The 22294-nt window shown below is 61.0% G+C and carries 21 protein-coding genes; all 21 read left to right on the forward strand.

Going from position 1 to position 22294, the window contains the following annotated elements; all coding sequences use genetic code 11:
- Window positions 1–132: 132 nt before the first annotated feature.
- The 21 genes from Q8N04_11175 to Q8N04_11275 all read left to right on the forward strand — a co-directional run bounded on the left by Q8N04_11175 (window position 133) and on the right by Q8N04_11275 (window position 22283).
- Window positions 133–1824 (forward strand): proton-conducting transporter membrane subunit, encoded by a 1692-nt coding sequence (locus Q8N04_11175; protein ID MDP3091234.1) that lies wholly within the window; start codon window positions 133–135, stop codon window positions 1822–1824.
- Window positions 1825–1928: 104 nt separating this feature from the next.
- Complete coding sequence (locus tag Q8N04_11180) at window positions 1929–2258, forward strand: DUF190 domain-containing protein (protein MDP3091235.1); 330 nt, start codon at window positions 1929–1931, stop codon at window positions 2256–2258.
- A 122-nt stretch (window positions 2259–2380) separates the two neighbouring features.
- Window positions 2381–4369: a PAS domain S-box protein gene (locus Q8N04_11185; protein ID MDP3091236.1), complete on the forward strand. Its 1989-nt coding sequence runs from the start codon at window positions 2381–2383 to the stop codon at window positions 4367–4369.
- Window positions 4366–5766 carry a sigma-54 dependent transcriptional regulator gene (locus Q8N04_11190; GenBank protein ID MDP3091237.1) on the forward strand — a complete coding sequence of 467 codons (1401 nt, stop codon included), beginning with the start codon at window positions 4366–4368 and terminating at the stop codon, window positions 5764–5766. Before Q8N04_11185 ends, Q8N04_11190 begins: the two co-directional genes overlap by 4 nt.
- Window positions 5767–6056: 290 nt before the next feature.
- A complete protein-coding gene (locus Q8N04_11195) occupies window positions 6057–6539 on the forward strand; it encodes a hypothetical protein (GenBank protein MDP3091238.1) in 483 nt (160 codons plus the stop codon).
- Between the two features lie 415 nt (window positions 6540–6954).
- The gene (locus tag Q8N04_11200) at window positions 6955–7215 is read left to right on the forward strand and encodes a hypothetical protein (protein ID MDP3091239.1); all 261 of its coding nucleotides are present in this window, start codon (window positions 6955–6957) and stop codon (window positions 7213–7215) included.
- 274 nt (window positions 7216–7489) lie between these two features.
- Window positions 7490–9163 carry a dihydroxy-acid dehydratase gene (ilvD, locus tag Q8N04_11205; protein ID MDP3091240.1) on the forward strand — a complete coding sequence of 558 codons (1674 nt, stop codon included), beginning with the start codon at window positions 7490–7492 and terminating at the stop codon, window positions 9161–9163.
- A gap of 4 nt (window positions 9164–9167) precedes the next feature.
- Window positions 9168–9923, forward strand: coding sequence for a dethiobiotin synthase (gene bioD, locus Q8N04_11210; GenBank protein MDP3091241.1), 756 nt, complete (start codon window positions 9168–9170; stop codon window positions 9921–9923).
- A 29-nt stretch (window positions 9924–9952) separates the two neighbouring features.
- Window positions 9953–10783 (forward strand): hypothetical protein, encoded by an 831-nt coding sequence (locus tag Q8N04_11215; protein MDP3091242.1) that lies wholly within the window; start codon window positions 9953–9955, stop codon window positions 10781–10783.
- 704 nt (window positions 10784–11487) lie between these two features.
- The gene (locus tag Q8N04_11220) at window positions 11488–12867 is read left to right on the forward strand and encodes a hypothetical protein (GenBank protein MDP3091243.1); all 1380 of its coding nucleotides are present in this window, start codon (window positions 11488–11490) and stop codon (window positions 12865–12867) included.
- A gap of 36 nt (window positions 12868–12903) precedes the next feature.
- Window positions 12904–13707, forward strand: a complete 804-nt coding sequence (gene modA / locus Q8N04_11225) for a molybdate ABC transporter substrate-binding protein (protein MDP3091244.1) — start codon at window positions 12904–12906, stop codon at window positions 13705–13707.
- Between the two features lie 46 nt (window positions 13708–13753).
- Entirely contained in the window at window positions 13754–14518 is a 765-nt protein-coding gene (locus tag Q8N04_11230) for a hypothetical protein (GenBank protein ID MDP3091245.1), read from the forward strand.
- 15 nt (window positions 14519–14533) lie between these two features.
- On the forward strand, window positions 14534–15862 hold the full coding sequence (locus Q8N04_11235; protein ID MDP3091246.1) for a SulP family inorganic anion transporter: 1329 nt from the start codon (window positions 14534–14536) through the stop codon (window positions 15860–15862).
- A gap of 103 nt (window positions 15863–15965) precedes the next feature.
- Window positions 15966–16265, forward strand: a complete 300-nt coding sequence (locus tag Q8N04_11240) for a universal stress protein (GenBank protein ID MDP3091247.1) — start codon at window positions 15966–15968, stop codon at window positions 16263–16265.
- A gap of 210 nt (window positions 16266–16475) precedes the next feature.
- Window positions 16476–17237, forward strand: coding sequence for a nickel pincer cofactor biosynthesis protein LarB (gene larB / locus Q8N04_11245; protein MDP3091248.1), 762 nt, complete (start codon window positions 16476–16478; stop codon window positions 17235–17237).
- A 166-nt stretch (window positions 17238–17403) separates the two neighbouring features.
- On the forward strand, window positions 17404–18645 hold the full coding sequence (locus Q8N04_11250; protein MDP3091249.1) for a hypothetical protein: 1242 nt from the start codon (window positions 17404–17406) through the stop codon (window positions 18643–18645).
- Window positions 18615–18845, forward strand: coding sequence for an alkaline phosphatase family protein (locus Q8N04_11255; GenBank protein MDP3091250.1), 231 nt, complete (start codon window positions 18615–18617; stop codon window positions 18843–18845). The genes Q8N04_11250 and Q8N04_11255 overlap by 31 nt, the downstream gene beginning before the upstream one ends.
- The gene (locus Q8N04_11260; GenBank protein ID MDP3091251.1) at window positions 18846–19088 is read left to right on the forward strand and encodes a hypothetical protein; all 243 of its coding nucleotides are present in this window, start codon (window positions 18846–18848) and stop codon (window positions 19086–19088) included.
- A gap of 302 nt (window positions 19089–19390) precedes the next feature.
- Entirely contained in the window at window positions 19391–20359 is a 969-nt protein-coding gene (locus tag Q8N04_11265; protein MDP3091252.1) for a hypothetical protein, read from the forward strand.
- A 466-nt stretch (window positions 20360–20825) separates the two neighbouring features.
- The gene (locus Q8N04_11270) at window positions 20826–21815 is read left to right on the forward strand and encodes an alkaline phosphatase family protein (protein MDP3091253.1); all 990 of its coding nucleotides are present in this window, start codon (window positions 20826–20828) and stop codon (window positions 21813–21815) included.
- Between the two features lie 93 nt (window positions 21816–21908).
- The gene (locus Q8N04_11275) at window positions 21909–22283 is read left to right on the forward strand and encodes a hypothetical protein (protein ID MDP3091254.1); all 375 of its coding nucleotides are present in this window, start codon (window positions 21909–21911) and stop codon (window positions 22281–22283) included.
- Window positions 22284–22294 lie beyond the last annotated feature (11 nt).

The raw sequence follows: 22294 nt of genomic DNA on the forward strand, positions 1-22294 counted from the left end.
CATCAACCAACCTCCGCAGCATCACAGCGAAGCATCGTTTTTCACCTTTTCATCGGGAATCAGCGCCTCGATCGCAACGGTACTGTTCTTGCTGAACCTTGATACCAAGTCACTTTTAAGACGCGAGGTGTCATGGACTCGATACCCATACTCATCACTATCGCATCTCCGTTACTCGCGAGCATCGTGACGGTCCTCTTCGGACGGCTGCTCGGCGAACGAGTTGCTCAAATAGGCGTGGCGGCGTTGACTCTTTCGACCGGGACCGCCCTCCTGTCCTTCTATCAGATCTTCGGCTCTGACTCTCTCGCTCTCACGCTCCCAGGGCTGCCGGCGCTGCTGACCCCCGCACTGCTTTACGATCGCCTGGCCGGAATCATGGTGATCCTCATCAGTGTCGTGAGCTTGGTGATCCACGTCTATTCCCGGCAGTATATGCAGGGCGATCCCGATTACGTCAGGTTCTTCGGGCTGCTCGGCCTGCTGACCTTCGCGCTCCTGACTCTGGTCACGAGCGGGCACCTCTTGTGGTTCTTCCTCGCCTGGCACACCGTGACCTGGCTGCTCGCCACATTCATTTCCTTTAACCGCGCCAGTGCCGCGGCCCGCCAAGCGGGACGGACGACTCTGCTGATCCAAGGGTTCGGAGATGTCGCACTCCTGCTGGCGATCCTGACACTCTATGCGGCCTTCGGCACACTTGATCTGACGGCGCTGTTCCGCGCACTCGAGGCGATGCCGAGCCGCCCGACCCTCTGGACCGGAACCCCGTTCGAATCGGATGCGATCACGAGCAGCACGCTGCTGATGGTCTTCGCGATTATGACCAAGTCCGCGCAGTTTCCGTTTCATATCTGGTTGCCCGGCACGATCGAAGCACCGACTCCTGTTTCGGCGATGTTGCATGCCGGCATCGTGAATGCCGGAGGATTTCTGGTGAACCGCCTGGCGCCGCTGTTCGGCCAGTCTCCGACCACGCTCTATATCTTGTTCGTGGTGGGCGCGCTCACCGCCTTGATCGGCGCCTCAACCATGCTGACCCAATCGAGCATCAAACGCACGCTCGCCTACTCGACCATGGGACAGATGGGCTATATGGTCATGGAATGCGGCCTGGGCGCCTTCGCCCTCGCCATCTTTCACCTGTGCGCCCACGGTCTTTTCAAAGCCACGCTGTTTTTGAATTCAGGCGATCACATCCACAAGGCGAGAACCGAGTACAAGCTGCCCGAGCCTCGCAGGGTCAGCGACACGCCGAGGTTCTCGTTCGTTCCCTGGGGAACCGGACTCGCCATCACGCTCATTCTGCCGCTCCTGATTCTACTGATGACCCACGGCCTGGTCCATATTTCCCTGTTCGAATCACAGAGCACCATGATCTTTCTGTTCTTCGCCTGGGTCACCTCGGCCCAGGCCATCTTCAGCCTCTACCGGCTGAACGTGGCCGCCTCCTGGAAAGTCTCGCTCACGATGCTCGCGACCCTGACCTTCATCGTCCTCACCTATCTCTGGGCCGGGGACGCCTTTACGCACTTCCTCTATCCGGCGCCGGCCCATGTCGCCGCCTATTTCCAAGCGGCCGCCTGGCACGAGGGCCTCTTCGATGCCGTCATCGTCGCGTCAACCCTGATCATCATCGGAGTCTGGATGCTGCTCTACGGCAAGGCGCACGGCTACCAGCCGATGCTCCCCGCAGGATTCACCACTCTGCACACGCGCCTCTACGTGGGGTTCCTCGCCGGCCTCTATGTCGAGGATCTGCTGCGGGCCCTGCGCCCGGGGCTCAAACCGTTACGTGCGGCGTCTCGTCGGCCGCCCGGCTGACATAAAAGATTGCAAGATTCGAACGGGACATCACCGGCAGCTCGAGCGCCGGTGTAAACAAGCAAGATGAAAATTCGACAGTCTGAACCGAGGAGGAGATCACCATGAGAGGCCTGACACTGCATCCGATGAAAGAAATCAAGATCATCGTGCAAGGCGACCAGTTGAAGTTTATCACCGAGCTGTTGGACCGGACCGGAGCCACCGGTTATACGATCATCAACAATATCTCGGGCAAGGGCCATCACGGCTTTCACGAGGGGCATCTGCTGTTCAACGACACCAGCAGCCAGGTGATGGTGTTCACCGTCGTACCCGAAGACAAGGTGGAACCGATTCTGGCCGGCCTGGGCCCGCTCTTCAATCGGCATTCCGGCGCCATGTTCGTGACCGACGTGGCGGTCAGCCGGCGGGACCATTTTGCATCCAAGTGAGCCGATCGTTCGGCCGGAATCCCTCTCCTTCTCTCGACGGCTTCCTGTTCGACTCGGTATACTGTGGCGGCACGTGACCGGGTCCGATACTTACCACAAGCCCGATTCGTAGGTACCTCGATATGCCGCCAGCACAACCCGGCAGTTCCCGCGAACCTGCCGTAGCAAAACCGGAAGTCGCCGCCGCTGAAATCCTGGCATGGGTCAGCGACTGCATCGAGGGTGGGCTCTGCCTGATCGCGCGCGGCATATTAATTTTCGAAAATGCGCAATTCGGCGAATTGGTGGAAACCCCGGCCAAGGAGGACCTTGCTCCATCGAAGTCCGGCGGCTCCCTGCGAGCACGGCTATTCGCCGACGCGCTCGCATGGAACGAGGAGTCGCTGGGGACTCGCGGGACCATGACCTATCACCTGACCCATCGTGACGGACAGCCACTGATTTATGACTGCCGATTCAACGTGGTCCCCTACCACGAAGATACCGGCGTGCTCCTCGTCCTGCAGAACGTGACGGAGCGGACCGTCCTCGAGCATGAAGCCTCCCAGGTCGCCCGATTCCAAACGGTGCTGGCCCGCATTGGAACCCTTGCCGTCAGCGACGCCTCGGCTCAAGACCTCATGAACGAGGCCGTGCGACATACGGCGCAAGCGCTGGGCGTCGAGCTCTGCAAGATCCTGATCGCCAGGGAGTCCGACGATCACCTCGCCGTCGTGGCGGGGATCGGCCTCGAAGAGGAGCTGATCGGCAAACTGACGATCGAAGGCGGCACGCATTCACAGGCCGGCTTTGCCATTCGCGAGCGCGTGCCCGTGGTCGTGCGGGACCTCCGGAATGAAACCCGGTTTACCCCTTCGAAGCTCCTCACCGAACATGGCGGCATCGCCGGCATGTGCGTCCCCATGCTCGTCGAGGACCGCGTCTACGGCGTCATGACGGCTCATTCGAAACAGGTCAGAGACTTCACCGGCAAAGAACAGGAATTCCTCTGCGCCGTTGCGAACACGGTGGCCACGGTCCTGGAACGGCGGCGGCGGGCCGACACGCAGCGGGATCTCTATCACCGGCTCTTCATGTCCGCGCAGGACGGCATCATGCTCACCGACACCGACGGCCGCATCCTGGAATGGAATCCCGCGCTCGAACGGATGACGGGCTGGCGTCGCGAAGAGGCCCTCGGGCAGCGTCCCGGCATCTTGAAATCCGGCAAACATGCGCCGGAGTTCTACGATCGACTCTGGCAAGCGATTCGCGCAGGCCAGGCGTTCGCCGACCGCTTCGTCAACCGGCGCAAAGACGGGTCTGAATTTCTGGTCTGGGAAAGCGTCAGCCCCGTGAAAGACCGGGACGGCACCACCCAATTCTATATGGCCATCCTCACCGACTTGAGCGAACGGGAACAGATGCTGGAAGCGCTGCGCCATACCGAACAGGTCAAGCTCGTCGGACAATTGGCCGGAGGGATCTTGCATGAAGTACGCAACCCCCTGATCGGCCTCGGCAGCCTCGCCACCCATCTGGCCGAGCAGAACCAGCTCCCCCAGTCCGCCAGAGACCGCTGCCGTCTTATCGCGCGCGAGGCGGCGCGGATCGACGAACTGCTCGAATCGCACCTGGGACAGCTGCGGCCGCGGCCGTTCGATCTCCGGCCCTGCGATCTGCCCTCGCTCATCGACGACACGCTGGCCCTGCTCCGTCCCAATCTGTCCAAGCAGCGCATCGCCGTCCGGAAGACGATGGCAAATAACCTGCCGATGGTCGAGGCCTCGCGCGCCCATCTTCAGCAAGTGTGTCTGAACATCACGATGAATGCGATCGACGCCATGCCGGACGGAGGCGAGCTGGCGATCACGATCGGGCCTGAAACCAAGCGCGGCGCCGGGGTGCTCCTCCGCTTCTCGGACACCGGCAAGGGCATCGCCCCGGACAACTTACAGCGGATTTTCGAACCCTTCTTCACCAACGGCAAGGCCAAGGGCGTCGGGCTCGGACTGACGATCACGCATGACATCGTCGAGCGCCATGGCGGGCAGCTGTCCATCAGCAGCCCGCCTGGCAGCGGCGCCGTGGTCGATGTATGGCTGCCCGTTGGAACACGAGGCCTCGCATGACCTGGCAATTATTACTGGTAGAAGACGAGCCCTCGGTGCGCGAGGCCTTTGCCCTCCGGCTGAGCGATCAGGGCTATATCGTGCAAACCGCCGGCTCCGGCGAAGAGGCGTTCGCCCTGCTGCGCTCGTTTGAACCGGACATCCTCATTCTCGACCTGGTCATGCCGAACCTCTCGGGGCTCGACGTGCTGGCCCGGGTCAAACAGACATCCCCTCATCTGCTGGTCATTCTCTTGACGGCGAGGGGAACCGTCAAGGATGCGGTGGAAGCAACGAAGCTCGGCGCCTTCGACTTCGTCGCCAAGTCTATCGATATGGAGGACTTGCAGCATGCGCTCCGCCGCGCCACCGAACTGCTCACCCTGCAACGCCAGGTCCGGTTACAGAGCGGACAGGACGCGGAACGGTATGCGCTGGATCGGATTATCGCCAGGAGCCCCGTTACGCAGGCCTTCCTGAGTCAGCTCCGGGAACTGGCAAACACCGACCGAGTCACCGTGCTGCTCCAAGGCGAAACCGGCACCGGCAAACAGTATATGAGCCGCGTGATTCACTACAACAGCGCCAGGGGACAGAAGCCCTGCATCGAGGTGGACTGTCCGTCGATCCCCCGCGAGCTGTTCGAAAGCGAATTGTTCGGGCATGAAAAAGGATCATTCACCGGCGCCCTGGGACGAAAGGCCGGATTGATCGAGATGGCCGAGGGCGGAACGGTCCTCTTCGACGAGATCGGCGACCTGCCGCTCCCGTTACAGGCCAAGCTGCTCCGCGTCATCGAAGAACGGACCCTGCGCCGCGTCGGTGGGTCGGCGACCATCCCCGTGGATGTCCGGTTCATGGCGGCCACCAACCGCAATCTCAAAGAGGCCGTGGCCAAAGGCGAGTTCCGCGAGGATCTCTACTTCAGATTGAACGTCGTCACGTTGACCGTCCCGCCGCTGCGCGAACGAGGCGAAGACATCCTCCCCCTCGCCGAACAATTCATGGCCCGCTCCGCCGTCGCCCTCAAAAAGCCGGTGCGCATGATCGGAGAGAGCGGCAAGGCAGTCCTGCGCCGCTATGCCTTTCCTGGTAACGTTCGCGAATTGGGCAATCTCATCGAGCGGGCCGTGCTGTTCTGCCCGGGCGATTCGCTCGAAGCCGGGAATTTTCCAGCCGATGTGCAAGCCGAGCATTCCGCGAGTCCCCGCACAAGGCCCCTCCACGCACCGGAAGCTCCCGCTCCGGACGACCCGAACAACGTGCACCTGACGTTTCGACTCGGTGAACAGTCTCTCTCGGATTTGGAAGACCGCATCATCGCCGAAGTCCTTCGGCGTTCCGACGGCAATAAAACCCTTGCGGCCAAACACCTCGGCATCACCCGTTGGATGCTCGACCGGCGCCGAAAAACATAGTGCTGGTCCGCCTCAATTCTGCTTGACGGGCAGAATCGAGTCCGGTATACGAGGCTGTGGTTTGTGCGCCTCAGAATTGTAGTGCAGAGAGAGAAACGGCTTGATGGACGGACACACGAGCGAGGCCTCTGATGGACCCGGACGGTAGTTGTTCTCACAGAACCAGATTCAAAGCGACACCCACTCCGTGTCCTTGGGCCACTGACTGTCCTGATCGCCTCCTCTTTCTGATTGAATGAGCGTGGTGGCAGCTCCGCCCGTGACGCGAGAACGGGCTGCAAGGAGTTGTCATGACGCTCAGTCTTCTTTTCGCACCGGTCTATTCCCAATTCTGGTTTGGGATTCCGCTGGTGACGCGGATAGGAACAACCGCTGGCCGCGGTCTTCGCCTGGTTGCTGGATACCTCGCCGGTCTCGTCGCACTGATGCAAGCGAACGAAGCCTCGGCGGTTCGACCGTTTGTGACCGATGATGCCCGGGTCGTCTATCCCGGGCAACTCGAGATGGAAAATTTCGCGGAAGTCGCCACCACGCGAGGCCAGAAGCCGAGCTACCTGGCGCGGTCCCTTCAAGGGGTCTCGCTCACCGATCGGTTGGAACTCATTGCGGGCGGCTTTGGCCCCGTCTACGAGCACGGACAGATCAAGCCGGTGGACCTGGTGTTTCAACCGAAGTACGTCCTCTATCGCAGTTTTGGGGCCATCCCCTCGGTGTCTGTCGCAGCCGCTCAATTATTCCCCCTGAGCGGCAATCGTCAACTGTGGAACTCCTAGGCCATGGCGCCTGTGAGCTGGTTCTGTTCATGCCTCCGGAGAGCACCGACCCGTACGACAACGGGCTCGCGATCCACCTGAATCTGGGAACCAAATCTCAGCTCAACTCCGGCCTCGGCGGGCGATACACCACCAAGCCCTACTAGGCGGCAGGGTTCGAGGTGATCACGTTCACGCGGGAGTTGCGCTACCTCGGGGAGGTCTTCGCCGGCGATCCCTCCACCTTTGAGGAGAAGGCGCCCGTGTTTCAGACTGGATTCCGATGGTGTAAGAGCCCCAACCTCCAGTAGGATCTCGTGTGGCGGGCCGCGCGCGGGGCTCAGAATCATAGCGATACGTTCCAAATCGGGTTGCGGATGGTGTTCGATGACGTGTTTCTCTTCCGGTGAAGCATCGTGATGAAAGGAGAGCAATCGTGGCAGCGAAGCGTATGGTCACGCTGGCGGGAGTCATGACGGTCGGCAGCCTGCTTGTCGGATGCGGCCTTGACGGTGTAAGAGGCACGATCCTCGCCGTCGAGGGAAATCGCTACGTGATCCGAGAGCTCAGCGGCAATGAACGGCGGAGCTCCATTGACGAACAGTCCCACCGCGATGGCGCCAAGCCGGGCGATGAGGTCCGGGTCTTTATCGCGAAAGACGGATACGCCGCCTACATCCAGAAACTGGAACCGTAGAGAACGGGCGGCGGCTGGTCACTGTGCAGCGCCGCACGGCATTCGGTGCAGCCGTGCATCCACTCACGACCTAACGCCATCGAGACAGAGGCTCATTCAAGCGTCGACGCGCACAATTCCAGATCGCGTGGATGGTGGAACGGCCTTTGCGTGGCTTGATGCAGCGGACAAGAAGGGATGCGATGGCATCCGATTGTGCGTCGAGGTTGCAATGGGTTCAGGGAGCGACCCGAAGGCTTCGGCCTGAATGACTGAGTGAAAGGAAAGGAGCGGCATGCCCGACAATCTAAGAAGTCGCGCCGTGACCCAGGGGTTCCACCGTGCTCCGAACCGAGCCTTGTTGAGAGCCGTCGGCTTCGCCGATGGAGACTTCGACAAGCCGATCGTGGGGGTGGCCGATAGCCGGAGCACGATCACCCCGTGCAACGCGGGGCTGGGACCGTTGGCCGATCGAGCGGAACAGGCGCTCAAGGCGACCGGCGCCATGCCGCAAGTCTTCGGCGTCATCACGATCTCCGACGGCATTGCCATGGGGACGGAAGGCATGAAGTATTCGCTGGTCTCCCGGGAGGTGATTGCCGATTCCATTGAAACCGTCTGCAACGGGCAAAGCATGGACGGCGTGTTGGCCCTGGGCGGCTGCGACAAGAATATGCCGGGCGCGATGATCGCCATGGCGCGCCTCAACATCCCGGCGATTTTTGTGTATGGAGGCACGATCAAACCGGGCCACTATCAAGACCGCGACCTCACCATCGTAAGCGCCTTTGAAGCGGTCGGTCAGTACACCGCGCATAAAATAGACGAACAGGAGCTGCTGGAAATCGAGCGCCGCGCCTGCCCGGGCGTGGGCTCCTGCGGCGGCATGTATACCGCGAACACCATGGCGTCGATCTTCGAGGCCATGGGCATGAGCCTGCCGTACTCCTCGACCATGGCCGCGGAGGATGAGGAAAAGGCCGCGAGCGCAGCGCAATCTGCCGAGGTGCTGGTGCAGGCCATCACACGGCAAATTCTCCCGCGCGCCATCCTCACCCGCCAGGCGTTCGAGAATGGCATGGCTGTCTTGATGGCCCTGGGCGGCTCCACGAACGCCGTCCTGCATCTGCCTGCCATCGCGCACGCTGCACAAGTGCGGCTGACGCTCGATGATTTTGAGGCATGCAGCAGGCGCGTGCCGGTGCTGTGCGATCTGAAACCGTCCGGTCGCTATGTGGCAACGGATTTGCACCGCGCGGGCGGTGTTCCACAGGTCATGAAACTGCTGCTGGCCCACGGCCTGTTGCACGGCGATGCGCTGACCGTGACCGGTCACACCATCGCCGAGGCACTGAAGGACGTGCCGGAAGAACCGCGCACCGATCAGAATGTCATCCGGCCTTGGACCAAACCGCTGTACCAGCACGGCCATCTGGCCATCCTCAAAGGCAATCTGGCTGAAGAAGGCGCGCTGGCCAAGACCAGCGGGGTGAAGATCCCCAAGATCACCGGCCCGGCTCGCGTGTTCGATTCGGAAGAGGCCTGCATGGAGGCGATCCTCGCGCGCCGGATCCAGCCCGGCGACGTGGTGGTAATCCGCTATGAAGGCCCCAAGGGCGGCCCCGGCATGCGCGAGATGCTCTCGCCCACTGCGGCCCTCGTCGGCCAGGGCCTGGGTGACTCCGTCGGTCTGATCACTGACGGCCGATTTTCCGGCGGCACCTACGGCATGGTGGTCGGACATGTCGCCCCGGAAGCCGCAGTGGGCGGGACGATCGCGCTGGTGAACGAGGGGGACTCGGTGACCATCGACGCGGACCAGCGCCTGCTGCGGCTCAACGTGCCCGATGAAGAACTCGCGCGCCGCCGCGCCGCGTGGCAACCGCCCGCGCCCCGCTATACGCGCGGCGTGCTGGCAAAGTACGCGAAGCAAGTGTCGAGTGCCAGCACGGGAGCCGTAACGGACTAGCCCGATGGGGAGACACAGAACGTTGATCGGCGATGAGGCGTTCCGCTTCTTCGTGACCGGGACCGACACCGGCGTGGGTAAGACCGAAGCGGCTTGCGCCCTGCGCGCGCTGCTGGCGGACGCGGACCTCCACCCTGCGGCGATGAAGCCCTACGAGAGCGGCTGCATCGACAAGCGCCGGCCCGCCGATGCGCTGGCCTTGAAAGCTGCGGCCCGGTGCGACGACCCTCTGGCTCATGTATGTCCGTATCGGTATCGGGCTCCGCTGGCGCCGGGGGTGGCGGCGGCGCGGCGGAAGGAAATGCCGTCGTTCGCCCGCGTTCTTGCACTTGCCCGCTCCTTTGGCGCGCGTCCGCTGGTCATCGAGAGCGCGGGCGGGCTCTTCGTACCCATCGACGCACGGCGTGACATCATCGACCTGATCAAGGTCTTGAAAATCCCGGTCCTCCTGGTCGCGCGCGCCGGGCTTGGGACGTTGAATCATACCGGCCTGTCGCTGGACGCGCTCGCCAGGCGCCGTATCCCAATCCGCGCGGTCCTCTTGACGAAAGTCCAGACAGTGAGCGATCCGTCCGAGCGGGACAATGCGGAGTGGCTCAGGCGGCGGCATGGCGTGCCGGTGCTCGGTCCGGTCCCGTATGTGCGGAGTCCAGCCCGCCGACGGGCCGCCTATCGGCTGGTTCTTCGTCCGCTGCTGAACGCCTTTGACAAGGAGGGGCCGCGCAGAGCCAGGTTCTCTGTTGCGCGCGAAGACCAATGACTGAGTCCTGGTTCAGAGGACGCCTCGCGGTGTTGGCCACGATGCACGCCAAGGAGCAAGCCATTGCCCCCGTCCTGGAGGAGGCGCTCGGGCTTCAGGTGGAAGCGCCGCCAGGGTTGGACACCGATCGCTTCGGCACGTTCACGCGGGAAGTGCCCCGACTGGGGACGCAGCTCGAGACGGTGCGCCTGAAGGCGCAGGCGGCGCTGGCTGCCGTACCGGAGGCTGACTTTGGGCTCGCCAGCGAAGGCAGTTTCGGACCCCATCCGTGGCTGCCGTGGGTCGCCGGCGGGCGCGAGCTCGTCATCCTGATGGGCCGGGATAGTAGGCTCGAGCTCGTCGGCGTCGATCTCACCGCCGAGACCAACTGGGGGTCTCGGCTGGTCAGCAGCGTGGCGGACGCTCTGGCCTTCGCCCAGAGCGTCGGGTTCCCCTCGCATGCCATCGTGGTGATCGGTGTGCGCAACGGGGAACCGGAGGTCTCGAAAGGCGTGTATAAGGGCCTGATGACGACGGAGAAACTCGAGGCGGCGGTCCGTGTCGTGCTCGAACAGCACGGGGCGGCGCATGTGGAAAGCGATATGCGCGCGCACGTCAATCCCACGCGGATGGCAGCCATCGGCCGCGCCGCCCGGGATCTGTCCCGCTTGGCCCTGAGCGGCTGCCCGCGCTGCGAAAGGCCTGGCTTCGATATCGTAGAGCGCCTCCGGGGACTGCCCTGTGAGGCGTGCGGGCTGCCGACGCGCCGGGTCCGGATGGACATTGTCGGCTGTCTAGGCTGCGGCTTGCGAGAAGAGCGCCCGCCGACCGCAGGACAGGCGTCGGCGTCGCCCGCCGAGTGCGACTTCTGTAATCCCTGACCATGAATCCCACCTGATGGCGCCGCTCCCAGCGGGGTCGTGCGCGGACGTTGAAGGCAAGCTCTCCCGTTAATCCAGGTGGTCTCCGCGGCCAGCAGGTCGTGACTCTCCTTCGTGCGACCTGTTCGCCGATGCACAGGACTACATGCGCCGATGCACCCTGCGGTGAGCAGCGCTGATTTCGATACGTCTTTCTCATGCAGCGGTGCGCGGTGTCAGTAGTCCTCCCACAATGTTGTCGGGCCTGCTCGGTCGACGTCCCTTCCCTAAAAGCCACAAGATGCCGCTTCACCAGATCAGATATTAATGTTTCGCTGGGTCTTTGGATTCATGCTGCATCCACCAAAAGCCCCATGAGCCTCAGACAAGGCACTTGCTTGAACTACGCTGGTCCGCACCGCTGATAACAGCGGCTTCCTTGGTCTAAAATTTGCTGTAGTAGCTCTATCGTGGGATCTCCACTTGCTTCAATGCGGCTGAGTCATAACAGAGCGCGGCGATTCGCTGCCTCAAGGCGAATCTCTCCCACGGCTCGTTCGCGGCGGAAATCCGGAACTCGGCGGCGGGCGACCGCCTGCAAATCGCTCCTGGACGACACAGAAATGGACACCCTGCGCATACGGCGGCCTTTGGTTCTCGGACTGATGTTTTCCCTCGCAGGTCTGCTTCCCGTCGCGTGGGCCGTTGAAGAGGGCGAGATAGTGATGAAAGAGGGACGCTGGGGATACGTCACGAGGGAAGATCCCGGTCTTAAATATCTCCTGGAGAAACACATCATCACCCAGGAGGAATATGACGAGGGTGCCCGAATCGTCGAGGAGCGGGAGCACCCCTCGGCTCCGCCGTTTCATCTCAACTATGGCCAAGGGCTCAATATCAAGACCGGGGATCAGTTCTTTCTCAAGCTCCGCGGCCTGATGCAATTTCGATTCAACCACAACGAGTACAACCAAGCCTGGCGCACCATCGGCGATCGCAATAATTTTGCCGGCGACAAGCCTGCAGAAGCCGGGAGGCGCGCCGATCAGTCGGCAACGACGCTCAGTACCCAGGCCATGCGGTTACAGTTTTTAGGGTACGCATTCGATCCAAACTTGCGATACGACGTGACCATCGGGGCTGATCGTCAGGAAGGGAATCCCACCGCAACGGGCGGCCTCTCGCTCGTCAACGCCTACGTGGCCTCCTGGCACGTGCCCTATGCCAACGTCGTGGTCGGCCAGTACAAAACGTGGTTCAATCGAGCCCAGATCCAGTCCGTCGCCAACCTGACGTTCACGACCCGCATGATCGTGCAGAATGCCTTCATGGCCAACGCCATCAATCGTCGTGATATCGGCATCACCATCCTCAGCGACGAAAACAAGTACCGGGTCAACTATGCGATCGGCGTCTTCAACGGCATGGGGACCACCCTGGACCGGCTCAGCAACCCGATTGCCCAGGATGGCACCCGGGTGAACGCCAACGAGTTGATGTATGTGGGGCGACTGTTGTGGAAGGTGTCGGGGAATCCCCTCTACGGCGAGGGGGACATCCTCTATTCCACAGTGCCCCAAGTCGCCATCGCCGTGGGCTACGCCTATAATCCCGGTGTGAACCTGTCGGATCCGATCACCGCCGTCCGGAACCAGGTCCTGGGGGTCTCCGGCAACGGCCGGTTGGTGGGGGCGGGAATCATCGACTTCCAGACGTGGGAGATGGATTTCATCGCCAGATATCGAGGCTGGGCCCTCCAGGCGGAGGGATACGTTCGCCAGCAGCAGGTTCGCGGGGGCAACTCTTCCGTGGGAAACGCCATGGGCTGGTATGCGATGCTCGGCTATTACGTGGTGCCGCGGAAGCTGGAGGTAGCGGTCCGCTACGGCATCTTCGACCCGAACACAGGCCACTCTCACGATCTGGTCAAAGAGGCCGGCGTGGCGCTGAACTATAGTTTGGACGGAACGTACGATCACCGCATCGTGGCCGATTTTACCAACGTCACGATGGGCACCGGCGGATACGCAGCCGGTCGTCCGACCGTCAGCACTCAGGATCTCGTGACGAATAGCATCCGAGTCTTATATCAGTTCTATTGGTAGTGCCTACGGGATATCTGTTTAGGGCCTGGAGGATACATGGTCGCATATAGAATGGAATGGCAACGGAGGAGCGCCTGGTGCCTCGCGTCGCTCCTGGTGGCGTTGAGCCTGGCCGAGCAGCCGGCGTATAGCGAAGTCTTGACGATCGGCGCCGCGCACAGTTTAAAGCCCGTACTCCGCGAAGTGCTCCCGATCTTCGAGTCCCGGAATCAGCCTGCCAAGGTGCACGTTATCTACGGTCCATCCAGAACGCAACGCGAACAGATTGCGCAAGGCGCGCCCCTGGATGTGTTTCTCCCCGCCTCATTCGATCAAGTGAGCCATCTCCAATCCCAAGGACTGACCATCGATGGACCGCCGAGAATTTACGCCAGGACGTCCGTGGTCTTGATCGCCTCCGCCGAGACTGCTGCGGTTCCTGTGTCCTTTCAGACGCTGGGGTCGGACGCCGCCGGCCGCATTGCAGTCGCGAATCCGGCCACGGATGCGCTGGGAGCCATCACCGCTCAGCTCATGTCAAACGTCGATCCCGCGAAGCGGCTGCAATCTCGGATCATCTACGGCCATCACAGCGAGATTATCGGCCTCGTATCCAGCGGCGAAGCAGACGTCGGGATCGTGTACCGCGTCGATGCGTTGCACAACAGGACCGTCCGGATTCTTGATGACGCACCGGACGGCCTCCACGCTCCCGTGGAGTTTGGCGCGGCTGTCGTGTGGACCTGTAAGCCGTCCGCGCTCCCTCTTGCGCGGAAATTCCTGGACTTTATGCTCGATCCAGCCGTGCAGCGCGTGTTACGCAAACACGGGTTCCAGCCCACGTCTTCGCAAATGGATTAACTGCCGGTGCTCAAGCTGTGAAGAATAACCGCGGATTCGTGCAAGCATGATGAACCCTCTGAGACACAGGTTAGCGCTCCTCCTGAGCCTCACCCTCATCGGATGTGCCGAGATCCCCGAGGTCAAGGGAAGAGTCATGTTCGTCGCCGGGTTCAACGAGGTGCGCCTGGTGCCGGAGAATGGGGCACAACGCAACGACCACCCAGTCACGTTGTCGCCGACGGAGATCGGCACGTTGCTCCACCGGGTGCTCTATGGCGAGCAGCGCAACTTTCTGCACCGTCTGATCAGCGGGGAAGCGATCAGGCGCCGGGCCTTCCGTGAGGATGAAATCGTTCTCCTGGCTCCTGCGCTCTCCCACGCCTTGGCGCAAGCCACGCCTGACGAGCGGGTGTTTTTTCATCTGGGACGGCCGGGCTCTGGGGGAGGCGAGAAGGGGACGACTCCCCTCCAAACCGGCATGCCTGGCGTGGCCTTGGGCCGGCCTGCCACGATGGGAGGGGAAGAGAGCACAACGGGATGGGTCATCGTTCGGGGGCCGTTGTTGCACCTCCTGCTGAGCGAAGTCCAGCACGTACACGGGCCGGTGGCTGACATTAATCAGTACATTCGGGAGATGCCGAACATCCCTAAAGCCACCATCGCCTTCACCCTGACCTTTGATCCTGAAAAGTACATGGTGGCCGAAACCTCATGGGGCAGTTGGCTGACACAGGCCCCCTTGGCGGCCCTCGCCGTCAGATTCCGGGAAGCGCTGGCCGAGTTGCAGCCCTATAAAACCCTTGAAAGCAGCGAGCTATCCTCTCGGTAGGACATACGAACGCCTATGGATACAAAGAGTGCAGTGGGCTTGGGACCAGTCTATGCGTGCCCAGTCACCATACCTGGATCAGCCGCGTTTCAGGCACAATACGCTGGCCGTGATATCGCGGCCGGGCTGATTGCGGGGTCCATGGCGATCCCCCTGACGGTGGGCATCGCCATGATGTCCGAGTTTCCCATCAAGGTCGGGTTGGCGACCGTTGCCTTCGCCTGCTTGATCGGCTGGATCAATGCCTGGATCCGGCCGGGCAACTATATCGGCTGCCCGGGCATTGCGGCAGGTCTGGCACCGGTGCTGGCCGTGGGCGTGGCCAGTTTCGGCCTGGAAAATATGGCGTTCGCCGTGTTCCTGACGGCCACTTTTCAAGCCATCATCTGGAAATTCAATTGGCAGCGATATATTTTGATCGCCGTGCCGGTGTATCTAGTCGAAGGATTACTGGCGGGCGTCGGCTTGAAGATCGCCCTCAAATTTCTGACCTTCACCTATGAGATTTCCGAGGGGCTGGAATCTGTCGATACATTCTGGAACGGCGCGCGCATCCAGATGGCCGCCATCTCCCTGATCGGGTATGTCGGTTTTGTCTTACTGTTTTTAAAATTCAAGAAGACGCAACCTGCCGTGCCCTATTTCGTGCTGATCATCGGCGGCGCAGTGCTCGCGCAACTCGTGTCGGTGCCCATGCTCTCCGTCAACGATATGAACCTCAAGCTCGCGTGGCCGATCCTGCATTTTGACAGTGCGTTAACCGTGGTCTATATGATCGGATTCGCCTTGTTGTTGGCGGCGATTGATGTGATCGAGCAGGTGATGAGCAACGCGGCGATTGAAAAAATCGACCCGCTCAAGCGCAAGTGCAACAGCAATAACAGCTTGCTTGCCATTTGGATCGCCAATATGGGGGCGAGCTTCTTCGGCGGCATGACCAATCTGGACGGGCTGGCCAAAAGCACCACCAATGCGCTGGCTGGAGCCCATACCAAGTTTTCCGTCCTGATTATTGGTTGCGTGGTGACCTTCTTTACATTCAATGTCGAATACCTGGCCTATCTTCCGAAGTTTGCCTTGGCGGGGATCATGATATTCACGGGCTGGAAGATGATTGAGGGACTCGTCCATGTGACCCATCACGGCCCCTATGCCATGATCCTGGCTATTTTATGCGGCGTGCTGGTCTTCAGGGTGGGGATTTTCGAGGGCTTGCTGATTGCCCTGGCGGTGCACGGCATTGTCCATTATATGATGTATGCCAATCTCGATAAAATGCCTGGAAGGGATATTGTGAAAAGGTACATTGATGACCTCAAAAGGAACGGCAGCAATGTAAGCTAGCGCCGACCTGGTTCACACTGATAACGCCGCAGACATCTGAGGACAGGGAGGCAGATTTCCGTGTCCTTCGACGAAAATCACATATCCAGGAAGGAGCACCATTATGTTCAAGAAAATTATGGTTGCTATCGACGGAAGCGAGATTTCGCTGGAAGCACTAAAGGAAGCGGAGAACATTGCCACCTCCTGTCATGGCACGCTGTGCATCGTCTATGCTGTTGCCGATTCAGACGATGCTGATCAGCAGGCAGGCATAGAACTATGGGAGCAGGCTAAGGCTGCTGTGAAGAATGGGTTGAACCTGGAAACCCGTTTACTGCAAGCTCAAGCAGAATATGGCTTAACTGGTATTACAGAAGCCATTACCGATGCGGCCAACGAATGGGGCCGACTTGCTTGGTAGTGGGAACGGCAAATCGTCGCGGATTGGACCGTCTGGTGCTCGGCTCAGTAGCCGAGCAATTGGTCGCCAAGGTGGACGCATCTATGCTCCTGGTCCGCCCACGTTAAACAGTCCATTATCTAGATTGACTCGTCTACAGATGATCGAGACGAGCGCCCTGCGCCGGGTGACCGCTACGCCGTTCGAGTGTGACCGCTGCAACCCCTGATCATGGATATACTCCAACTGCACAACCTCCTTGAACGTGTCCGTGCCGGTGGCGTGAGTCTTGAGGACGCGCTGCGCGAGTTGAAGGATCTCCCGTTCGCCGACCTCGGCTATGCCATGGTCGACCACCATCGCGCACTGCGACAAGGGACGCCTGAGGTCATCTTCGGATTGGGGAAGACCGCGGAGCAGATCGTGGGGATCGCGGAGGAACTTGCGCGGGCAGGCCAGAACGTGCTGATCACGCGGCTCGATCGGGAAAAAGCGGTCACGGTGACACAGACACTGCCCTTGCTGAACTATCACGAACTCGCGCGCACGGCGACCTGGGAGCAGGCGCCGATTGCGCCGCTCGGCAAGCTCCCTGTCGCGCTCGTCTGCGCAGGCACGGCCGATGTGCCGGTGGCGGAGGAATGCGCCGAGACGCTGCGCCTGCTGGGCATTCGCGTCGAACGCCTCTATGACGTGGGGGTCGCGGGCATTCACCGGCTCCTCGACCGCCGCGAGCTCTTTGACCGGACTGCCCTGGCGATTGTGGTGGCGGGCATGGAAGGGGCGCTGCCCAGTGCGGTGGGTGGGCTGGTCTCAATCCCGGTGATCGCGGTCCCGACGTCGGTCGGATATGGGGCTGCATTCGGCGGGGTGACGGCGCTGGCCTGCATGCTCACGAGCTGTGCCTCCGGGATTACGGTCTGCAACATCGATAACGGCTTTGGCGCCGCCTTCGCCGCGGCGCGCATTCTGCGCACGGCCGATCGGTTCTGACCCCTCCCTTCCTCGAGAGACCTGTTCAGAAAAACTTGTCATCGATCGGCTTTTCGCCACTGCGGCCCATGGATGGCGCCACCCTGGAAATCGTATTCGCTGGAGGCCGCATCTTGCCCAGGCAGAAACCCTCAAAGTAGAATCATAACCTTACGAGGAGCACCACATGACCCCTGAAGAAGCACGAGCGCATTACAACTTCCTTCTTACGCTCTGCATCCGTAAAGCCGAATCGTTCGGCCCGATGGCATTCACCTTCATCAAGGACCATAGCTTTGCCGGGGCTGGCCTGACGCCGGAAGAGCAGTTCAACCTGATGATGGCGACCGCCGACGCCTTCGCCGATGAGCCGAAGCGGTACGGCCACAAGCTGGATTGCCTCCGCAAAGCCTTCGAGCTGCTCCCGAGAACCCGCTTCCACGATGCGGCCCTCGCCAGGCAGATTCAGCAGGACATCCAGCGCCTCACCACCGAACTCGACTTCTATACCGCCGCGTTGAAGCCGCACCGTCCTGGAGGCGACCAGGCCGTCGCAACTCAACAGCGGATCGTAATCGAGACCGACATGCCGGATTACTTCTTCTCGATTGCCCAACAGCTGGCTACGGACTACTTTCAACGGAAATATCGCCTGTCCAAGGAAGCGAAGATCGCCCAGCACTTCACCAGCCAGATCAGGACCTTCGAGCCGGACAATCCCACCGTGCACAAGGAATTTCCCGGCGCGTGCGCCCCCTTCATGCAGGCCAGGACCGGAGCCTGGCACATCATGCTGCCGTTCGACCTCAAGATCAGCCGCTCCCCGGAGGACCCTCTCGATGCCGGCGTCCGCATCTGGTACGTGAAAATGGGATATTCGTTTCCGCTGCGGTATGAAATGGGCAGGCTGGTCAGCTTCTACGACGATCAGGTCCTCGATGTGGAGATGACCGACCCGCATCTCCTCTTCGTGTCCGCCGCGCCGATGGACAACCCGAACGTGGGCACGGTGAACCGTGCCATGTCCCCGGATCTCCCCTTCGAGATCGGACTTCCCCGGGCCTTTCTCGACGGCACAAACACCCTCGGCCCATACGTGCAAATCGGCTGCAACATCAAAGTCTGGTTCGACGCGACCGCCGTCAATTTGCTCCTCCAGGGTGCCCCCGACCTGCATGAATACGGGCTGCAGGGCGGTGCCGGCCTGCTGACACGGACCTACACCACGGAAAAGATCGGGGCCTACGCCGGAGCAGGACGGCAGCTGTGGCAGGAAGGGCTTAGTTTTAATTTCATCAACTTGCACCTGCAACTGCTCCCGGGTATCACCAGCGCCCTGGTGCCCGCCCACACCCCCATCTTTTCTCTCTATCCCATGGTCGTCCGAGGGCAGTACCAATTGGAGGATGCCCGCTCGCTCACCATGTAAGACCCTCCCTCCCGGCGCCTCATCTCCTTGTGGTTCATCTGCTGGATGGAGGGCGCGCCGGCGCCGCACAGGGCTGGACCTCGAAGGACTATCGCACGGCGCGCCGGGCGGTGGATCGAGCGATGGGAGCGGTGCTGGAGATCTTGAAAGAACAGGGTCTGCTCACACGCACCACGGTCTTTGTCACGTCCTTACAGTAAGTGGAACCGGCGTGGCACAGGGGGCAATCCACGACAGTCTCATCGCTCGTCCCATGGATTGCCTTCGGGGCTGGGATCAAGGCAGGTCACCCCATCCATCAGCCGATTTCCATTATCGATACGGGCGCGACGGTGATGCGGACCCTCGGGCTCGAGACCCATATGGAATGGGACAGCCGTGTGATCGAGGAGATCTTTCGCGACGCCGACGCCATCTCCGCTATTCCGACGAAGGGACGGTAGACTCTTATGACTCATCTCGAAATGATCAGGCGAATGGTCTTTGGCTTGCTCGCGGTCAGCGTTTCCACCACGCCCGGTTATGGATCGGGGTCGGGCGGGCATCACGATGCGGCCAGTTCCGCTGGCGCGATCATGGTCCGCAATGAGATCGAGATTGAGCGGTCATCATTCATGGTCTTCGTCGCACGCAAGAAGGCACCATTCTGGGGCTGCTCCCTCGCACAGTCCCTGGCCGGTTTACTCGGACCGAACTGCAGGAATTTGAACGCCGTATCCGCAACCGCAGCCTCTTCGACTGTGTCGTGGTCGCCGTCGGGGATCGGATGTTGACGGTGGAGGTGCTGGAAAAGTTCACCCTGGCACCGATCCTCAACTTTTCGACAGGGAGCAGTCTGCCAGATCTCAGCGCTACCGCCGGCCTGGTGGAATACAACATCGGCGGGACAGGAACCCAGCTTGGCGGTCAATTGAGCTATAGCCAGCGGAGCACCAACGTTGACCGGTGGCTCTCCCAGCACAGTTTCCACCCCATCCGGTGGGCTCAGGAAGCAGAGGCCTCGTACAATGCGAACGGCATCAGATTTTCCGATTCACAGGCGGCCTGGGATCGCCGGTGCCTTGGAGGAGAATATGAACTCAAAGGTCCTTGCCTCTACGGATCGCCGTTGCGATACGAAGCCGTTCTGAGAGCGTATCAGGAGACCGTCGAAGACGCGAAAGGACCGCATCCCTCCAACGGATACTTTGTCGGCCTCGCGCCCGAAGTGACGTGGGACCATGTCTCAGCGGAATTCCGCCCCGGCTACTTTCTAGGCGCCAACCAGAATCGCCATGAAGCGCGTCTTCGCTACCTGCAAGGCATCCCCCTCGCCTCGACGCCGGTGCTCATGATCAACGGCGTCGCCGAAGCGGTCAACAGGGGCAATCCCAACCACAGCGTCCTCCTCGGCAGTATCGCCGGAGTCCGGGGACTGTCGGACAATCTGTTTCGAAACCGGGCGCAGACCTATAGCAACCTTGAACTGCGCCACGCGATCCAGCTCGCGGCACGCTGGGCGCTCCAAGGAGTCGTCTTTTCAGATGCCGGCGCCTTCCAACGCTTCACTGACCAAGGTCAGCTGCGCAGTTGGCGTGGCGCCGTGAATATCGGGGCCGGCTTCAGAGTGGTGCCGAGGTTTCTTTCGAACACATTGCTGCGTGTGGACTTCGCCCAGTTGCCGGCCCCGACACCGAACTCGCTCGTTCCGTTCGGCATTACCCAATATTTCTGAGGAGCAGCGTAGACTCATTGCACGATCGCGTACGCGCCCTGTCAGGATGCGGAAAAAGTCCGCCGTCATTCACAGGCCGTGACTCGTGAAGCGAGCCTCGTGAAGGGGGAGCAGCCGCTGGTTTCTCTCGTTTATTTGGTCTGTCTCGTGTGTTTGGTTGAACAAGGCCGACTCGTTGAACAAAACAAACCAGATGAACCAGATCAACTCGACAAGCCACGCTTCACACAGAACGCTGTGCCGTGCGGCCACACACGACCACCGGGCGCAACGTGCCTCCACGCACGGCATCACCGGCGACATAGGAGATGGCTCATCCGGTTCCTGTCAGTGGATGAGCGGTCCACTGACAGATTCGTGAATCGCTGTGCGGAGTTACTCAATCCTCCGCACACTGCTGACTCTGAGCAGACTGCGGAACTCTCTTTGCAGTAGCTTTCGGCAATAACCAGGGAGAGAGCGGCCCATGAAGACTATGTCCTTCGTCATCGCCTTGCTTCTGACCGGTGCGTCTGCCTGGGCAGCGACGGCTCACGCCGTTCCCGCGACACCTTCATCTTCGTCGGAACAGACGGTTCCTGAGCATGTGATTCTGTTTGTGCTGGAGGGCATCGATCAACCGGCACTCAAGGCGGGGCCGATGCCGGTGTTAAGTCGGCTGGTGAACCAGGGATCGGCGACGTGGTCGGCCAAGACCGTCACGCCCCCTCTCCGGCTGCCCGCGATGGCCTCCCTCCTCACCGGACTGCCGGTTGAAAAACACGGCATCACCTGGGACGCGTTTGAATTCAGCCGAGGCTATCCCCGGCCTCCGACGGTCTTCGATTATCTCGACCTCAGCGGCGGACGAGACAGCGCCATCTTTTTCATGGACGAATCGCTGTACCAGCTGGCAAAACCGGAACCCTATACGGATTACCAGATGTGCGGGCCGCTCAAGCCTGAGTGCAGTCCTGAGCGGCTCGTCTCCTACATCAAGCAGTATTTCAAGAAGGCCGCGAGCGGGCACGGATACGGGCATGCGATTCTGGCGCTGCCGCATCTCCTCGTGGTGCATCTGCCGGATGGAGGGCGCGCCGGTGTCGCGCAGGGCTGGACCTCGACGGACTACCGCGCGGCGCTCCGGTCGGTGGATCGGGCCATGGGGTCGGTGCTGGAGATCTTCAAAGAACACGGACTGCTCACGCGCACCACGGTGCTCGTCACGTCCTTAAGTGGAACCGGCGCGGCGCCGAGCCAATCCACGACAGTCTCATCGCTCGTCCCATGGATTGCCTCCGGCGCCGGGATCAAGAGCGGACATGCGATTCGTCAGTCCGTCTCCCTTGTCGATACCGGAGCCACCGTATTGCGGGCGCTTCAACTTGAGACCCATACCGAGTGGGACAGCCGTGCAGTCGAGGAGATCTTTCGCGACACCAGTGTTGTCTCCGTTATTCCAACGAAGGGACGGTGAGGACTCATGACCTCTTCCGAGTACAGATCGTATCTCGCTCCACAAATCCGGCGCATGATCCTGGGTTGCGCCGTTGTCGCATGGACTGCGTGGATGGGGTCCGCCGCCATTGCCGAATCGCGCGAGCCATCGGCAATTCAATACCCCATCACCATCAATGCCACCTCGATTGTGTCGCAGAGTTGGTGGCAGGTGCCGGGCGTGACGCCCTCGATTTGGACCTCCGATATTGAAACGTCCGATGCCTATCGGACGTCGGAGCCTCGCGTGCTTCAGTTACAGCCGGGGCATTACAAATTTATCAGTTTTACGTTCGACTTTCCCTTTGAGGTGACGCCGGAGGGAATGGTAGCGTATGCCTCGTCGCTCAATCAATGCGTGGACGGACGGGGCACCGCAACCTTGATCGTGCGCTGCAAGCGGACCTACCCGCATGGGGGACAACCGGAGTATCCCCTCGCTCCATGAACAAGGAACAG

It is taken from the genome of Nitrospira sp. (assembly GCA_030692565.1).
Taxonomy (GTDB): Bacteria; Nitrospirota; Nitrospiria; order Nitrospirales; family Nitrospiraceae; genus Nitrospira_D.

What these genes read in the sequence shown, in the direction of transcription:
- Q8N04_11230 (MDP3091245.1), top strand. Translation starts at nt 13,754, where the DNA reads ATGATGAACCCTCTGAGACACAGGTTAGCGCTCCTCCTGAGCCTCACC.
- bioD (MDP3091241.1), top strand. Translation starts at nt 9,168, where the DNA reads ATGGGGAGACACAGAACGTTGATCGGCGATGAGGCGTTCCGCTTCTTC.
- Q8N04_11235 (MDP3091246.1), top strand. Translation starts at nt 14,534, where the DNA reads ATGGATACAAAGAGTGCAGTGGGCTTGGGACCAGTCTATGCGTGCCCA.
- Q8N04_11180 (MDP3091235.1), top strand. Translation starts at nt 1,929, where the DNA reads ATGAGAGGCCTGACACTGCATCCGATGAAAGAAATCAAGATCATCGTG.
- Q8N04_11220 (MDP3091243.1), top strand. Translation starts at nt 11,488, where the DNA reads ATGAAAGAGGGACGCTGGGGATACGTCACGAGGGAAGATCCCGGTCTT.
- larB (MDP3091248.1), top strand. Translation starts at nt 16,476, where the DNA reads ATGGATATACTCCAACTGCACAACCTCCTTGAACGTGTCCGTGCCGGT.
- Q8N04_11190 (MDP3091237.1), top strand. Translation starts at nt 4,366, where the DNA reads ATGACCTGGCAATTATTACTGGTAGAAGACGAGCCCTCGGTGCGCGAG.
- Q8N04_11250 (MDP3091249.1), top strand. Translation starts at nt 17,404, where the DNA reads ATGACCCCTGAAGAAGCACGAGCGCATTACAACTTCCTTCTTACGCTC.
- Q8N04_11270 (MDP3091253.1), top strand. Translation starts at nt 20,826, where the DNA reads ATGAAGACTATGTCCTTCGTCATCGCCTTGCTTCTGACCGGTGCGTCT.
- modA (MDP3091244.1), top strand. Translation starts at nt 12,904, where the DNA reads ATGGTCGCATATAGAATGGAATGGCAACGGAGGAGCGCCTGGTGCCTC.
- ilvD (MDP3091240.1), top strand. Translation starts at nt 7,490, where the DNA reads ATGCCCGACAATCTAAGAAGTCGCGCCGTGACCCAGGGGTTCCACCGT.
- Q8N04_11175 (MDP3091234.1), top strand. Translation starts at nt 133, where the DNA reads ATGGACTCGATACCCATACTCATCACTATCGCATCTCCGTTACTCGCG.
- Q8N04_11240 (MDP3091247.1), top strand. Translation starts at nt 15,966, where the DNA reads ATGTTCAAGAAAATTATGGTTGCTATCGACGGAAGCGAGATTTCGCTG.
- Q8N04_11185 (MDP3091236.1), top strand. Translation starts at nt 2,381, where the DNA reads ATGCCGCCAGCACAACCCGGCAGTTCCCGCGAACCTGCCGTAGCAAAA.
- Q8N04_11195 (MDP3091238.1), top strand. Translation starts at nt 6,057, where the DNA reads ATGACGCTCAGTCTTCTTTTCGCACCGGTCTATTCCCAATTCTGGTTT.
- Q8N04_11275 (MDP3091254.1), top strand. Translation starts at nt 21,909, where the DNA reads ATGGGGTCCGCCGCCATTGCCGAATCGCGCGAGCCATCGGCAATTCAA.